Raw genomic sequence first — 16,831 nt, 5'->3', positions numbered from 1 at the left:
GAAGTATTACCCCATTAATAGTAATAAATTACATAGTTTTGTGGTTTTAAAAGAAATATGGTGTTGGCATTTAAAGTGAGAATAAAATGGATAGGATAGATTTATTGATTGTTGGAGGCGGGCCTATTGGAATAGCTTGTGGCCTGGAGGCTCAGAAAAAGGGACTTTCTTATATTATTATAGAAAAAGGACCCATTGTTAATTCTCTTTTTAACTATCCGGTAAACATGCAATTCTTCTCTTCTTCTGAAAGGCTAGAAATAGACAATATTCCATTTATTAGCAATGAAGCTAAACCAAAGAGGAATGAAGCCTTAGAATACTATAGGAGAATTGTTACCTCTAATAATCTTCGAATAAATTTATTTGAAGAAGTAGAAGAAGTAAAGAAGGAAGAAGGGCTTTTTTTTATTACAACATCTAAAAACTCTTATAGAGCCAACAATGTGGTCCTTGCAACCGGCTTCTATGATCTTCCTAATTTACTTAAGGTACCCGGAGAAGGTTTGGCTAAGGTTTCCCACTATTATAAGGACCCTCATTATTATGCAGGACAAAAATTAGCAGTTATCGGAGCCAGTAATTCTTCTATAGATGCGGCACTTGAATGCTGGCGTAAAGGGGCCGAGGTATCCTTAATAATAAGAGGGGGCGAAGTAGGTAAAAGAGTCAAGTATTGGGTAAGACCCGACATTCTAAATAGAATTGAAGAAGGTAGTATTAAGGCTTATTACCACAGTGAAGTTGTTCGAATTGATCCAGGAGAAATTATCATCCAAACACCCAAGGGACAGATAACCCTTGAGAACGATTTTGTTCTGGCCCTTACCGGTTATATGCCCAATTTTGAATTTCTAAAAAATAGTGGAGTTACTTTATCCGAAGATGCTAACAAACTTCCCACGTACAATCCTGATACCATGGAAACCAATATAAGTGGTTTGTACTTGGCTGGAGTAATCTGTGGTGGAATGGAAACACATAAATGGTTCATTGAAAATTCAAGAATTCATGCAAAAATAATAGTCGACTCTATCATTTCCACCACCAAAAAAAGCAATAACAAAAAAGCCCTTTCAGATAATGCATAAAATTGCTTTAGCCATACATGGTGGCGCAGGAACCCTAGTAGAGGGAATGATGACGCCCCAATTAGAAACTAGATATAAAAAAGACTTACGTTTTGCCTTAGACAAGGGCTATAAGATCCTTGAAAATGGCGGATCTTCTATTGATGCAGTAGAAGAAAGTGTAAAAAATTTAGAGAATTCTCCTTTATTTAATGCGGGTAAAGGAAGTGTTTTTACCGCCTCTGGGAAGCATGAAATGGATGCCTCTATAATGGATGGAAGGGATAAAAGTGCAGGGGCAATATCTTTAATCGGTGGTATTCGGAATCCGATAAGTCTGGCCAGAGACGTGATGCAAAAAAGTGAACACGTCTTTTTAGCTGGTGAAGGAGCCATGCAGTTTGCAAAAGAGCTAAATTATAAATTTGAAGGGGACGAATATTTTTATGATTCTCTGCGATATAACCAGTGGCAGGAGTTAAAGGGTACAGATAATTTTCAATTAGATCATTCCCTTAAAAAAGACTCCAAATTTGGAACCGTGGGTGCAGTGGCATGTGATTTTGAAGGAAATTTAGCCGCAGCTACCTCCACCGGAGGAATGACCAACAAACGTTATGGCAGAATTGGTGATAGCTCCTTAATAGGAATAGGCAATTATGCAAATAATAAGACTTGTGCAATTTCTTGTACGGGCAGTGGAGAGTTTTTTATCAGAGCCGTTGTTGCATATGATGTATCCTGCTTAATGGAATACAAAGGTTTAAGTCTTGAAGCGGCCACAGAATTGGTAATTCATGAAAGACTCTTATCGGTTGGTGGAGACGGTGGCCTTATTGCAGTTGATAAAAATGCCAATATTGCTATGCCCTTTAATACCGAGGGTATGTATAGGGCCTCCAAATCTTTTGAGCAAAAAGAAGAAATTAGTATTTACAAAAATTAAGAGGTTAAAAAAGGAGCATCCAGAGGTAATACCTTAGCCCTTCCCTTTCTTAGATTAAAGCGATCACCATTGGCTAAAACATGTGTTTTCATGTTCACCAAAGACATGGGAGTCCCCTCATTTAAAACACTTTGATTGTTGTGTTTTAATTTACGAGGATCAAAAACAATAACCATACCAGAGCCTATTACTTCAAAAGTAGTTCCTTCCTTAATTACTAGTCCGGTATCTTCGGCCAAGCCTACACCTATTAATTTGGGATATCTGGCCACAGCTTCCGCCAGTCTGCCAAATCTGCCTCGCCTTATAAAATGAGAGTCGATTATCAATTTTGGAATGAAATCCATTCCTAGATGCATCTTAACCGCTCCTTTTATGAAAGACTCTGTACTACTGCCCCCACATATCATTTCACGAGACATACACATAGCCCCTGCACTGGTGCCGGCAATAACGAGATAATCCTCTTGATATCGCCTTAACAAGGTTTCGTGTATGGGAGTATTGCCAATTCTTTCCGTGATTTTCGACTGATCTCCTCCTGAAAACATTACACATTTAGCATTTTTTATAAGGTCTAAATTATCCTCACGTTTAGCCTCTTCCCTACTTCTTATATCCAATATATGCACATTGGAACAACCCAATTTTCTAAATGCATCAATATAATTATTACTTACCTCTCTTGGTATACTTGAAGCCGTTGGTATAACCACAATATTAGCATCTGTACCTCCACTCTCTTTTACTACTCTAGACAGAATTCCTTCTTCAATAAATTCTAGTGTAAACTGTTCGTCATTTTCTATACCCTTGTCCTCATTACCACCAATAGGAATCAGTGTTCCGTTTGCTACCATACTACTATTTTCTAGAGGCAAAAATAAAGCTATTGTACTAAAAAATGTCATATATTTATGAAATTAGTATGGCAATATACCAGCCTGAATAAACTATACTCGTATACACAGGCATTTAGCGTACAATTTTCTTTTCGAGAACTAAAACTATTAAAAACCAAACTTATGAGGATCCGAGAAATAAATGCAATGAGAGGCCCAAATTATTGGTCTATTCGAAGACATAAATTAATTGTGATGGTCCTTGATTTAGAGGACATGGAAGAAAAGCCTACCAACAAGGTAAAAGGCTTTTCTAAACGAATAAAAGAAATGTTTCCAAGTATGTATTCACATCGATGCAGCGAGGGTTGTGAAGGAGGCTTTTTTATGCGCGTAGATGAAGGCACTTGGATGGGACATGTAATTGAACACATTGCTCTGGAAATCCAAACCTTGGCCGGCATGGATACCGGATTTGGAAGAACAAGAGGTTACGGAGAAGAAGGTGTTTACAGTGTAGTCTTTTCTTATATCGAAGAGTCTGTTGGAAGGTATGCCGCCAGAGCAGCAGTTAGCATATGTGAAGCTCTGATTTCTGGAGATGAATATGCTTTAGAAGAAGACATCCAAAAAATGAGAGAACTGAGAGAGTCGGAACGCCTGGGTCCAAGCACTGGCTCAATTGTTGAGGAGGCCCAAAGCCGCGGAATCCCATGGATTCGACTAAATAAATATTCCCTGGTTCAATTGGGTTACGGGGCTAATCAAAAAAGGATACAAGCCACTGTAACTAGTGAAACAAGCAGTATTGGTGTAGAATTGGCATGTGATAAAGAAGATACAAAATTTTTGCTCGAGCAAGCAGAGGTGGAGGTTCCTAGGGGGGATATTATCAGTAGAGAAAGTAGTTTAAAAGAGGCCTGCAGATATGTTGGTTTCCCTTTGGTAATTAAACCAATAGACGGAAATCATGGTAGGGGAATAACAGTGGATATTAACACCTATGAAGGAGCATTAGAAGGGTTTAAGGCTGCTAAGGAAGTATCTAGAAGGGTTATCGTAGAAAAATATATTACCGGCGAAGATCATCGTTTGCTGGTAATAAACAACGTCTTTGTTGCGGCCGCTAAAAGAACACCGGCACATGTTATTGGAGATGGCAAGTCTACTATTGAAGAATTGGTCGAAGAGGTTAACTCAGATCCTAGAAGAGGCTATGGACATGAGAAAGTCCTTACTGCGATTACCATTAATGACTTAACAAAAACTATTATAGCAGATGCTGGATATACGCTTCAATCGGTGCTGAAGGATGGTGAAATCCTAGTCTTAAAAGACACAGCGAACCTGAGTACTGGGGGTACAGCAGAAGATGTTACGGATATCGTTCACCCAGCCAATGTGTCTATGGCAGAACGAATTTCGAAAATAATCGACTTAGACATATGTGGTATCGATATAATGACAACCGATATTAGTCAACCACTGTCCGATACCGGTGGAGCCGTTTTAGAAGTTAATGCAGGCCCCGGCTTTAGAATGCACCTGGCCCCTACTTCTGGCCTACCTAGAAATGTAGCCGCCCCAGTCGTGGATAAGCTATTCCCTCAAAAAGGAGATACCGGAAGAATACCTATAGTAGCTATTACAGGAACTAATGGAAAAACTACAACCAGCAGACTCATAGCACATATTGCTAAAATGAATGGAAAGCGAGTTGGATATACCACTAGTGACGGAGTATATATACAAAATCGCATGCTCATGAAAGGGGATTGTACAGGGCCGGCTAGCGCTGAATTTGTTTTAAAAGATCCCACAGTAAATTTTGCGGTTTTAGAATGTGCCAGAGGAGGCCTATTAAGAGCTGGCCTTGGATTTAAAAAGTGTGATATTGCTATTGTTACGAATGTCTCTGCAGATCACCTAGGATTAAAAGGAATACATACGATTGAACAACTTGCCAAAGTAAAGGCAGTAGTGCCAGAGACAGTTCTTCCAGATGGTTATGCCATCTTAAATGCTGATGATGACCTCGTATACGATATGCGAAGAAATATAGATTGTAATCTGGCTCTTTTTTCAATGGATGAGAACAATCCAAGAATTAAAGCCTTACAGAGAATAGGAGGCATTACTGCTGTCTATGAGAACGGCTTCGTAACACTGTGCAGAGGGGTATGGAAAATGCGCCTAATGAAGGCGGAAAATATTCCTCTCACCTATGGAGGAAAAGCTAGATTTATGATCCAAAACATACTTCCAGCAGTAATTGCAGCCAATATACAGGGTATTAGTATCGAAGACACCAAGGCTGCTTTAGAAACTTTTATCCCTTCTGCCTCAAGTACTCCCGGGCGTTTAAACCTGTTTAAATTCAATAACTTTAATATTCTCTTAGATTACGCACACAATCCAGCCGGAATGCGAGCGCTACAAAAATTCACAGATAATCTTGAAGCGACTGTAAAAGTTGGCATTATTGCCGGAATTGGAGATCGCAGAGAAGAAGACAACAATGAAATGGGTAGTATTGCAGCCGAGATGTTCGATGAGATAATAATAAGACAGGACAAAAACTTACGTGGTAAATCGGAAACAGATTTGATTAATATGTTAGATGTAGGAATTAAAAAGAACCATCCCGATAAGAAAACTACCATTATTCCTTCTGAGAGGGACGCCATTACACATGCAGTATCGAATGCCGAAAAAGGATCTTTGATTGTTTTATGTAGTGATGTGGTACCCGATGCTTTGGAATTAGTTAAAGAACTTAGAGAAAAAGAAAAACAAGCATAGCCTAGGACTACTTATTTATTTTATTAAAACTAAGATACTATCATAGGAGAAAAATTAGAATTTCTATTGGTAGGAGGGTTTTTATTAACAGCCTTTTCTCGACCCTAGCAGCCTTAGTCTTGTGAAGTTTTGAAAGTAAATGGGAAAGGCCCGACTGATACCATATAGAGATTTATAAATAACTTATTTTCCAATCTAATGTAAAACAAATGTCCGAACAACTTAAAAGAATTACCGAAAAACACTGCACAAACCCTCCTGCTTCTTATGAGGATCTAAATGTATTATTTCTCAATTGTACTCTGAATAGGACACCCGTACTTTCGCATACGGAAGGTTTGATAAAAATAGCACAGAGCGTTTTTGAGGCTGCAGGAGCAACCACCAAAGTAATAAGGCCAGTAGATTATGTACTCCCTGCTGGTTTGGGCATGGACATGTCCCAAACCCCTGAATGGGATAGGGACGATTGGCCCATACTACAAAAAGAGGTAGATGCATGTGACATCTTAATTCTGTGTACATCTGTTTGGCTAGGAGAAAAATCCTCTGTTTGTAATAGGGTTTTGGAACGTATGTACGGATATACGCATCAGTTTAATGAAAAAGGGCAATACAGAGACTATGGAAAGGTAGGAGCAACCTTGATTACAGGAAATGAGGATGGCGTAAAACACTGCGCCATGAATATTTTGTTTTCTCTTTCGCATATTGGTTATACTGTTCCCCCGCAGGCCGATGCTGGTTGGATGGGAGAGGCTGGACCTGGTCCGTCTTATAGAGATGAAGGCTCAGGGGGGCCGGAGAACGACTTTACCAATAGAAATACTACCTTTCTTGTTTGGAATTGTCTTCATTTAGCAAGAATGCTAAAAGATCAGGGAGGTATTCCCGCTCATGGCAATCAGCCAGATGAATGGGCCGCAGGATGTAAGGCTGGATTTGATAGCCCAGAGCATAAACGATAGTAGATTTTATAAAACCATGATTCTCATGCCAAGGGAATAAGGTAGCAGATGATTATTAACCAATTGGAAAAGACTTTACTAAGTTAAATATGGTTTATAGAATACAATTTCAACATTATATACTATCTTGTTAAAGTAAAATGAAATAGTATTAAGCTTACGAATACTTTATTAAAATAATCATATGAAAAAACTCTTAATCGCACTCCTAATAACAAGTACCATTATTTCTTGTCAATCGAAAAAAAAGGACAAAACAGACCAAATACCGACTAATCCAAATGAGATAGAAAACAGTGGAACCATTGTTACTCAGGAAAATTTTCCGCAAGCTTATACTAATATGCGATTAGCAGCCGTCCTTAAAAAAACAGGTGGTATAAATAAGTTCTTTTCAATGCCAGTACCCAGTAGTATTCCAGAAGAACAGTTTGTTGTTCGTATGAACAGGGATACGCCTTATTCTGTCTCTGTAATTGACATGTCTAGCGACAGCGTATTTGTTACAATTCCAGAAACCAATAGATATGTTACCACACAGATAGTGGATGAAAATCACGAGACCCAGCCAATGATATATGGATCGGGACGACATAAAATAACAGCCAAAACAGGTCATGCGTTTGTGATCGTTCGGGCATTGGAGGGTGATATTAGAGAAAATTTGGTAATTGAAGCTGGAAGTGCCAAGCCATTTAAAGTTAAGGAGTGGGACATGAAATCGTTTAAAGAAATAGACGAAGCAGGTAATTTAGATTTTAGTGATGGTTATGACCAGTCTAAGGCTTTTGGCAATAAAGAAAGTGGGCAGACCCCATATATGAATTACGTTGGTGCCGCAGGGGGTTGGGGAGGTGCCATGGTAGAGGATAATATATATCAAACAAGTCCTTATTTTGAGGCAGATGGCTGTTATGAAATGACATTCATTGACCCGGAATCGAAATACTTTTGGTCTGCAACCGTGTATAATGGGGATGGGCGCATGTTTAACGATGTTGCTAACGTATCTAGCGAAATGAATCCTGTAAAAAATCCAGATGGCACGTATACCCTGCGGTTTGGATGTCCGGGAGAACCCAATAATATTCCTATTGCTGAAGGTAATACTACAGGTAAATTCAATGTTTTATTACGACATTATGGTCCTAGCAAAATGGTCAGTGAAGGAGCAGATGGTTATGATCCAACCAAACAAATTACAAAGGTAGAATAGTCTCTTTTTTAAGGTGGAGGTAGGGCTGCCATTTCTTGCCCAAAAAATCCAAGAATAGTTTTCAAATTATCCAGAGAGAAGTTAACTGCTCCATAAATTGGAAGGTATTTTATGACAGAGAATACAAACTTTTTTAAACAATAGATGAATGATTAGGAGGACGATCAAAACTGAATTTATCAAAATAATTGGCCTTAGTATCATTGCAGTTGTATTGATTTTGGGATGTTCTAGCCCATTAAAAGAATCCAATCCCTATTTAGAAGAAAGTCAGGGCTACATAGATGTAGAAGGTGGTAAAATCTGGTATGGAATTATGGGAAAAGGAAATAAGACCCCATTACTTTGCTTGCATGGTGGTCCAGGTAGCACAAGTCAATACTATTATCATTTATCCGAAATTGCTAAAGAACGACCGGTGATAATGTTCGACCAATTAGGGAGTGGGCGTTCGGATCATCATAAAGACACTTCTCTCTTAAAAGTAAAGAATTTCGTAGAACAAGTGCGCGCAATAAAGACCGAATTAAAACTTAATCAATTCTATTTATTAGGCGGCTCATGGGGTACTGCCTTATCTTTGGAATACTACAATGCCTATCCCGATGGAATAAAGGCAATTGTATTTAATAGTCCCTTTTTTAGTACTCCAATCTGGACTGCCGATGCGGATACTCTTGTCGCCGCATTACCCGATTCTATCCAAACAATCATTAAGGTTGCAGAAATGGATAATAAATTTGACACTGATGATTATGCCCATGCCAATAGAATATTCTTGAGCAAACACGGGAGACGAACAGTCTATAAAAAACATCCTTACGACACAATTACATCTAGCGGGAATTCCTTTATCTATAATTATATGTGGGGGCCAAGTGAATTCACAGCCACGGGCACTTTAAAGAATTACGATATACACGAAACACTAAAAGATATATTGGTTCCGGTATTATTTACTACTGGAGAATTTGATGAAGCGCGTCCTGAGTCAGTTGTACAGTTTAGTAAGTTAGTTCCTAATTCAGAATTTGTTGTAATAGAAGCTGCCGGTCATTCAACATTGAATGATAATAGCCCTGCCATGGTTCTGGCCATCCGCGAATTCATAGGTAAAATTGAGCAATAGCCCATTTTCAACGTATTAAATGAGCAGCTTAGGCCTCTGGCTTAGTCTTTTCTGGGCAATCGAGAATCAAGCTCCGCAATCTGATAAACTAATGCCGCAATTACCGTAGCATTAATCTTCATATCCCTTTCTGGCACATATTCCAGATCATCCAAATTAGTATGATGGGTAACGGTCATATAGTTGAGTTTATCCTGAATAATCTGAAACCCTGGTATCTTGTAATAATCGAACACGTCATGATCCGTAAAATTGGTGTTTTGTATCGTAAAATTATTTACGTCTAAATGCTTATAGGGCAGTAGCATATTTTCAAAAATGGGTTTAACAGCCTCATTCCCCTGTAAATATAATCCTCGCATTTGGCCTGCACCATTATCCATGTTTATATACGCCGATACTTTTTCCGTCTCCTTTTTTCTCACAGTTTCATTGACCTTGCCAAAATGTTTTTCGGCATATGCCAAAGATCCTAAATAACCTTGTTCTTCTCCTCCCCAAAGACCTATTCTAATTGTGCGTTTTGGCCGCAATCCCGAGGCCTTAATAATACGCATAACCTCCATCATCACCGCCGTACCTGCTCCATTATCCGTAGCCCCAGATGCGGCATGCCAGGAATCAAAATGAGCACCAATCATTACTACTTCTTCTTTTAGTTTTGGATCAGAGCCTGTTATTTCGGCGAAAATATTTACATTATTTTCTGGCTTCAAATAGAGCTCAGAATCTAAGTGAAACTTTATTTTTGGAGTAATCTTTCTTTCTATCAGACGCTTTAACTTTCCAAAATTTTCGGGTGAGATAGCAAAATATGGTAACGACTTTATGTCTGTTTCACTATAGTTGTAAGTTCCGCTCGGATGAATAATTCCAGGAAAGAAAGGAGTAGTACCCAAAATACTCAATGCCCCTTCTTCCTTTAAGAATTGAAAAAAATCATTTTCTTTCCTAGTCATATTGTCGAAGATAGCGTCCACATTCGGGATAATGTCTAAACTTCCCGCCGAGGGGCCCAAAGGATTGCTAGGGGCAGGAATAATAGATTTCTCTGCCTTCTCCATTTGTTCTTCCGTTATTCTTGTAGAAAGTGGATCAAATAACAAGTTCTGTTTTGGTGCGGCGCCAAACAGAACAATGGCCCCTTCTAATTTTCCACCCCATTGTTCTTTTACCTTTTCTAAATCAGCATAGCTTTTGATCCAAACTAAATTGCCAAGCTGCACCCCTTTTGATGCCTCTGTCCAAGCATAGGGATAGGCCTGTATCTTCATATAGGAAGGTTCTGTTACCTCTATGTTAAATGACTTAACCTCCCACCCCATACAGTCTTCACAATAATTTTCAAAATACACCTTATCTATCCCCCAATTCTCCATGGTTTTTTTTGCCCATTCGGCAGCTGTATAGTACTGATCCGTTCCGGTTAACCTAGGCCCATAAACATCAGATAATTGCGATACAACCGCCATTACCTCAGATTTCTGAAAGCCTTGGGTGTTTATCCTCGCCAGAGCCTCAGAGGTAGTTTGACCATTAAGGGTTGCTCCTACCAAGAGAAGTATCCCCATAAAGATTGTAGAATAAAATTGCATACTTCTATATTAAAGTTAGAACGTAAATCTATCAAATAACAAAAGAAGATAAAAGCTTTAAAGAACAAAAATTAATCTCAACCAAAAAGTAAATTAAGCAAGCAAAAACCGTCTCTAAGAAGGCTAGAACAAAGGCTATATTAGTTAAGTAGTGGTCACAAAAAAGCGAGTCTCTTCATTGAAACTCGCTCCTATTCCACCTTCCATTGTGGTTCCTGTGTGACCCCGGAGGGATTCAAACCCCCAACCCTCAGAGCCGAAATCTGATGCGCTATTCAGTTGCGCCACGGGGCCATATTTTAGAACATTAAACCTAAATTCTTTATATAGGTCTCAAAAATAAAGAGCGCAATTTACATAAAAAGAAGTTGTTTCTATAAGATATTTAAGTAAGATGTTTCCGAACAATGGATGAAATAGTCTTACCATCAGCCTGCCCAGCCAACTCTTTAGAGACTATTCCCATAACTCTTCCCATATCTTTCATGCTTGTTGCCGAGGTAGCGGCTATTGTCGCAATTACAACCTTTTCTATTTCTTCTTCCCCTAATTGAGCAGGCAGAAACTTTTCAATTACTGCCGCCTGGGCGAGCTCTGGAGCAGCTAGGTCTTCTCTGCCTTGATCCTTATAAATGGTGGCACTATCTTTTCGCTGCTTTACTAATTTTTGTATCAGTTTTATCTCCTCTTCTTCTGAAATCCCTCCTTCGGCGGCCCCTTTATCAGTTTGTAAAAGTAGGAGAGACGACTTAATGGCTCTTAAAGATTCTAAAGCCACAGTGTCCTTCGCTTTCATGGCCAATTTCATCTCTTCCATTACTTGTTTTTGTAAGCTCATTTTGTTTTAGATTTTTTTTGAAGATAAAAAATAAACCCGAAAATGTACAACATCCTCGGGCTTCATTTTATGTGTTATTATTCCGCTAGTCTACGTTATCGTGTAAAAAGGAATTGTTGGAACGCAATTGAATTTCATCATTACTATCTTCGCCCAGTGAAGTTCTAGAGACCTTACCTTGCTTTGGTCCTTCATTTAAATCAACCCCTTGCCTTTTATAAGCCGGTTCTTTTTCTATCTCATCTATATTGCTAACATTATTCTGGAACTTATAATTAAAATCTTTGAGCTTTCTTCTCCTCTCGTCTGCTCTCGACTTTAGTATTTCTTCAATTGGAGAATTTACCGGGTCACTAGTTGATTCTGACGGAATTGCCGTAGTATCCTTCGGCTCGTTAATTGTTTTCTTTTCAAAAACAAGTTCATCCTCCATCAATTTTGGCTCAAACTCTTCCGCCTTGGACTTAGCGCCCGTTAACTTGTTTTCTAAATCCATATAGTCATCCAGGCTATATCTGGTCTCACCTTCCTTTTTATATTCCAAAACAGGAATTACCTCAATATGCTCTTCAACCTCAATTTCATTTACTGCTTCGTCTAAGGTAAATGTAATTACGTTTTCAGATTCTTCTTCCGACTTTTCTGATAATGGAAGATCAAAAAGCAATGAAGTTTGTTCCTTTTTGGTATCGGAGGAGACTATTTCTGGATCTACTACATCTATATCTCTCACATCCTTTCTGGCATCTACAATTATAAAGTCTTCTTCCTCCACTCCTTCGGCAATCACTTCTTCATAAAAAACATTAAAATTCCGAATATAATTTGTTGTAGGAATTAAGTCTATTGTTTCTTCCATGTCAAGGGTGTGCTTTATTATTGGCTCAGCTGTTTCCACCTCCATGGCCGCATCAACCAAATTCACCTCTTCTGTAAGATTTTGCTCAGCTTTTTGCTCATCCTCTAGGGTATGAATTATTTTTTTCGTTTCTGTGTTTACAATTTCATCCTGTTGATCTATATTGAATCCTGTTGCAATCACTGTTACAGCTATAGCATCTCCAAGGTTTTCATCCTCGCCAACACCCATAATAATATTTGCTCCATGGCCCGCCTCTATTTGAATATGATCATTTATTTCACCGATTTCATCAATGGTTATCTCCTGAGCCCCCGATACAATTAACAAAAGAACATTCTTGGCACCGGTTATCTTATTATCATTTAAAAGTGGAGAATCTAAAGCTTTCATAATTGCCTCTTGTGCTCTTGCCGAACCAGAGGCCGTTGAAGACCCCATAATAGCCGTACCACTGCTAGACAAAACTGTCTTGGCATCCCTTAAATCAATATTTTGTGTATAATGATGTGTAATAACTTCCGCAATTCCTCTTGCAGCCGTAGCAAGAACTTCATCGGCCTTAGAAAAACCAGCTTTAAAACCTAAATTACCATAGACTTCTCTTAGCTTATTATTATTGATAACAATTAAGGAATCTACGTTTGCTCTTAGTTTTTCAATTCCTTTTTGAGCTTGTTGGCACCTCATCTTACCTTCAAATTGGAAAGGCATTGTTACAATCCCAACGGTAAGCACATCCATTTCTTTTGCTTGTTTGGCAATAACAGGTGCAGCTCCAGTTCCTGTGCCACCTCCCATACCAGCGGTAATAAAGATCATCTTGGTTGTAGTATCCAACATCCTTTTTATCTCCTCCATACTCTCTAGTGCAGCCTGTTCTCCGACCTCTGGATTTGCCCCTGCGCCTAATCCTTCTGTCAATGAAACTCCCAACTGAATTTTATTTGGCACCGAACTATTTTGGAGCGCTTGGGCATCAGTATTACAAATAACAAAGTCGACTCCATTTATTCCGGCTTGGAACATATGATTAATGGCGTTACTACCACCACCCCCTACTCCAATAACTTTTATCACATTACTTTGGTTTTTGGGTAAATCAAAGGCGATACTTTCAAATTCAGTGTTCTTGTTCATGATTTTTGTATTTCTGATTATTACGAGCTTATTATTAGGTAAATTTTATTCTGCGTTGTCTAAAAAGTCTTTTAATTTTTCCGACCATACGTCAAAAACCGACTTTCTTTCTTTGAGGGTTTTATTTTCTTGAAGATTCTCTGCTACTTCTTCGAGAACCAATTCTTCTTCTACCTTCTCTTTCGATACGGATTTAGTGCCATTTTCTATTGCATTCATCAGTAGGCCAACGGCCGTCGCATACAAAGGACTTGCAATTTCTTGATCGGAATCACCCGCTAAGTGTTCATTTGGATAACCAATTCTTGTATCCATTCCGGTAATATACTCCACCAGCTGTTTTAGGTGTTTTAATTGACTTCCTCCACCAGTCAAGACTATTCCGGCAATTAGTTTTTTCTTTTGTTCTTCATGACCATAGTTCTTAATCTCCACATAAACCTGTTCTACTATTTCAACTACTCTGGCATGAATTATCTTGGAAAGATTTTTTAAAGTAATCTCCTTTGGTTCTCTTCCTCGCAAGCCAGGTATCGAAACAATTTCATTGTCCTTATTCTCCCCAGGCCATGCCGAACCAAACTTCATTTTTAAAAGTTCTGCTTGTTTCTCAATAATGGAGCAGCCCTCTTTGATATCTTCTGTAATTACATTTCCTCCAAAAGGTATAACAGCGGTATGTCTTATTATTCCATCCTTAAAAATGGCAAGGTCTGTTGTTCCACCTCCAATATCAATGAGCGCTACTCCCGCTTCCTTTTCCTCCTGACTTAAGACAGCATCAGAAGAGGCCAATGGTTCTAGGGTTATATTTCCAAGATCTAGACCTGCGCTTTTGATACACCTTCCTATATTCTTAATAGAAGAGACCTGTCCTACTACTACATGAAAATTTGCTTCGAGCCTACCCCCATACATTCCTATGGGTTGTTTTATCTCTGCCTGTCCATCTACTTTGTATTCCTGAGGGAGTACGTGTATAATTTCCTCTCCGGGAAGCATAACCAGTTTATATACCTGATTACACAGTTTATCCAAATCGTCCTCGTTAATTACCTCTTCCGAATTGGCTCTAGTTATATAATCACTATGCTGCAGGCTTCTTATATGCTGTCCGGCAATTCCTACAACAACCGATCCTATTTTAAAACCAGCATTTACTTCGGCCTGCTCTACTGCCTGCTGAATAGATTTAATGGTCTGGGTTATATTGTTTACAACCCCCCTATGCACCCCAAGGCTTTTAGACCGGCCTATACCTAAGACCTCAATTTTACCATATTCATTTTCCCTTCCTATGATGGCCACAATTTTGGTGGTTCCTATGTCTAATCCAACTGAATAATTACCTTGTTCCATATTTCTTAAATTTTGGTGCACACTACTTGATTATTAAACTCCAGACTTACAATGTCATAATTTTCTAAGGTCTTGTCTTTTGCCGCCTTAGTATAGAAAGCTTTAAAATTGTTGAACTTCTGTTTCAAATCAGAAATGTTACCCAGATTTACCACAAAATTCTCCATCCGGAATTTTAATTGATAACTTCCCTCTTCTTCAATATGTATTCCAATGACGTTTTTTCTCAAAAACTCATCCTCATTGATATAATCTAAAATCACATATGCGTCTTCTAGACTTTTACCGGTAATTTTGCCCGTAATAATGGGAACCCTAGCTGAGTAATTATTGGACAAGGGCATTTTCTTTCCTTGTTCATCCAAATAAAACTTTTGGTCACCTTCAATCCGACCTATAGGTTGCCTTTGACTAATTTTAGATATAAGTTCACCGTCAACAGTAAGATAAACTTGGGCACTTTTTACCATATCATTGGCCTCTATGACCTTTTCTATAGTATTCAAAACTAATTTTTCTTTGGGCAGGTTTTTGAGGACTCCATAATTTTGTATTAACAATTTATTAACCATCGAGTTGGTTATATAAAGATTGTCTTCTCCTTCGAACTGAACCGAGATTCCATTTATTTTCCTTGCTTGATTTCTATGATCAGAAAATGCATAAAGCGCTGATATAGAAACAATTAGTGCAAATAATTTAATACTGTTCCAATTACTTTTCATGGGCCAAATTTTTAGATAACTCCTTTATTTCCAGTCCAATATCTCCTGCTCCTAAGGTGATTAAAACTTCAGGATTCTGACTTTTTATTTCGTTTAATATTTCTTTTTTTGCAATAATTTTTTTAGAAGGATTAGGAATTTTGTCCATCAACCATTTTGCTGTTATTCCTTCTATTGGTTTCTCCCTTGCAGGATAAATATCGAGTAGTAGAATACTGTTAAATCGTGTCAGGCTCCGGGCAAATTCATCTCCAAAATCTTTGGTTCTTGTAAAAAGATGTGGTTGAAAAATCACCAGATTCTTTTTGTTTGGATGCATTTCCGAAATAGCCTCATAAACAGCCTCTATTTCCTTAGGATGATGTGCGTAGTCATCAATAAACACAAAATCTTCTGTTTTTATTTGGTAGGAAAATCTTCTTCTTACACCCTTAAAAGTAGCAAGTGCATTTGCAAGTTCTTCAGGTGAAGAACCAATTTGTAATGCCATAGAAAACGCCGCTAAACCATTTAAAAGATTATGTTTTCCAGGCTTGTTAAACCTCACCTTCTTAAGGGTCAAATTTGGAGTTTCCACATCAAAGACATAAACGCCATCAACTATTTTCAAATTTCGGATACAATAGTCCGAATTATCCTCAATTCCATAAGTCAACCCTTTTAACGGAAGACCATTTCTTACAACTAAGGAACCTTTGGGCTTAATTTTACCCACAAATTCAACAAATGCCTTTTTAAGTTCGGAAGGAGTCCCGTAAATATCTAAATGGTCCGCGTCCATAGAGGTTATACATGCAACATCCGGAACTAGTTGAAGAAACGACCTATCGTATTCATCTGCCTCCACAACAGAATACGTATTGCCTCCAAACCAAAAGTTGCTATTAAAATCTTCGGAAATCCCACCCAAAAAGGCAGTAAATGGCGTATTAGTTTCTTTTAACAAATGTGCCAAAATACTCGACGTAGTTGTTTTCCCATGTGTTCCGGCCACTGCAAAACAATATGTATCTCTTGTGATTAAACCCAAAACAGCAGAACGTTTTAATACTAGATATCCATTCTCCTTAAAATATTTCAGTTGCTTATGCTCCATAGATACAGCAGGAGTATATACAATTAGTGTATTTTCTTTGGCTCTAAAACTTTCCGGAAAATCATCTAAACTATCTTCATAAGTAATCGTAACACCGAGCGCAGAAATTTCTTCTGTTAGCGGAGTTTTTGTCTTGTCATAACCAGCTACTTCCTTTTCCAGAACTTTAAAATATCTTGCCAAAGCAGACATACCAATACCTCCAATACCTATGAAGTATACTCGTTGTATGTCGTTTAATTTCAT

The 16,831-nt window shown here is 38.3% G+C and carries 13 protein-coding genes and 1 tRNA gene; 6 read left to right on the top strand and 8 right to left on the bottom strand.

Features of this window, described 5'->3' with window-relative positions:
• Positions 1-86 precede the first annotated feature (86 nt).
• Positions 87-1,091 carry a YpdA family putative bacillithiol disulfide reductase gene (locus tag PXG98_RS06645; protein WP_276389774.1) on the top strand — a complete coding sequence of 335 codons (1,005 nt, stop codon included), beginning with the start codon at positions 87-89 and terminating at the stop codon, positions 1,089-1,091.
• A complete protein-coding gene (locus PXG98_RS06640; protein ID WP_276389772.1) occupies positions 1,084-2,016 on the top strand; it encodes an isoaspartyl peptidase/L-asparaginase family protein in 933 nt (310 codons plus the stop codon). The genes PXG98_RS06645 and PXG98_RS06640 overlap by 8 nt, the downstream gene beginning before the upstream one ends.
• Here PXG98_RS06640 and PXG98_RS06635 read toward each other — a convergent pair.
• Positions 2,013-2,876, bottom strand: coding sequence for a cyanophycinase (locus tag PXG98_RS06635; RefSeq protein ID WP_276389844.1), 864 nt, complete (start codon positions 2,874-2,876; stop codon positions 2,013-2,015). The genes PXG98_RS06640 and PXG98_RS06635 overlap by 4 nt on opposite strands.
• 165 nt (positions 2,877-3,041) lie before the next feature.
• Between PXG98_RS06635 and cphA the strand changes: the two genes are divergently transcribed.
• From cphA to PXG98_RS06615, 4 genes are all read left to right on the top strand, one after another.
• Complete coding sequence (gene cphA, locus PXG98_RS06630) at positions 3,042-5,660, top strand: cyanophycin synthetase (protein WP_276389843.1); 2,619 nt, start codon at positions 3,042-3,044, stop codon at positions 5,658-5,660.
• 209 nt (positions 5,661-5,869) lie between these two features.
• Positions 5,870-6,628 carry a flavodoxin family protein gene (locus PXG98_RS06625; RefSeq protein ID WP_276389770.1) on the top strand — a complete coding sequence of 253 codons (759 nt, stop codon included), beginning with the start codon at positions 5,870-5,872 and terminating at the stop codon, positions 6,626-6,628.
• Positions 6,629-6,812: 184 nt separating this feature from the next.
• Positions 6,813-7,844: a DUF1254 domain-containing protein gene (locus tag PXG98_RS06620; RefSeq protein ID WP_276389769.1), complete on the top strand. Its 1,032-nt coding sequence runs from the start codon at positions 6,813-6,815 to the stop codon at positions 7,842-7,844.
• 148 nt (positions 7,845-7,992) lie between these two features.
• A complete protein-coding gene (locus PXG98_RS06615; protein WP_276389767.1) occupies positions 7,993-8,973 on the top strand; it encodes a proline iminopeptidase-family hydrolase in 981 nt (326 codons plus the stop codon).
• Positions 8,974-9,014: 41 nt separating this feature from the next.
• Here the strand turns inward: PXG98_RS06615 and PXG98_RS06610 are convergent, their stop codons facing one another.
• The 7 genes from PXG98_RS06610 to murC all read right to left on the bottom strand — a co-directional run bounded on the left by PXG98_RS06610 (position 9,015) and on the right by murC (position 16,831).
• Complete coding sequence (locus PXG98_RS06610; RefSeq protein WP_276389766.1) at positions 9,015-10,568, bottom strand: M20/M25/M40 family metallo-hydrolase; 1,554 nt, start codon at positions 10,566-10,568, stop codon at positions 9,015-9,017.
• Between the two features lie 220 nt (positions 10,569-10,788).
• A tRNA-Arg gene (locus PXG98_RS06605) sits at positions 10,789-10,862 on the bottom strand.
• Between the two features lie 91 nt (positions 10,863-10,953).
• The gene (locus PXG98_RS06600; protein ID WP_276389765.1) at positions 10,954-11,406 is read right to left on the bottom strand and encodes a GatB/YqeY domain-containing protein; all 453 of its coding nucleotides are present in this window, start codon (positions 11,404-11,406) and stop codon (positions 10,954-10,956) included.
• A gap of 85 nt (positions 11,407-11,491) precedes the next feature.
• The gene (ftsZ, locus tag PXG98_RS06595) at positions 11,492-13,405 is read right to left on the bottom strand and encodes a cell division protein FtsZ (RefSeq protein WP_276389764.1); all 1,914 of its coding nucleotides are present in this window, start codon (positions 13,403-13,405) and stop codon (positions 11,492-11,494) included.
• Between the two features lie 45 nt (positions 13,406-13,450).
• Complete coding sequence (ftsA, locus tag PXG98_RS06590) at positions 13,451-14,764, bottom strand: cell division protein FtsA (RefSeq protein ID WP_276389762.1); 1,314 nt, start codon at positions 14,762-14,764, stop codon at positions 13,451-13,453.
• Between the two features lie 5 nt (positions 14,765-14,769).
• Positions 14,770-15,489, bottom strand: a complete 720-nt coding sequence (locus PXG98_RS06585) for a cell division protein FtsQ/DivIB (protein ID WP_276389760.1) — start codon at positions 15,487-15,489, stop codon at positions 14,770-14,772.
• Entirely contained in the window at positions 15,479-16,831 is a 1,353-nt protein-coding gene (gene murC / locus PXG98_RS06580; RefSeq protein WP_276389758.1) for a UDP-N-acetylmuramate--L-alanine ligase, read from the bottom strand. Before murC ends, PXG98_RS06585 begins: the two co-directional genes overlap by 11 nt.

The sequence above is a fragment of the Eudoraea chungangensis genome (genome assembly GCF_029360665.1).
Lineage (GTDB): Bacteria > Bacteroidota > Bacteroidia > Flavobacteriales > Flavobacteriaceae > Eudoraea > Eudoraea chungangensis.
Note: the sequence above shows the minus strand (reverse complement) of the source record. Positions and strands in the feature narration are given on the sequence as shown.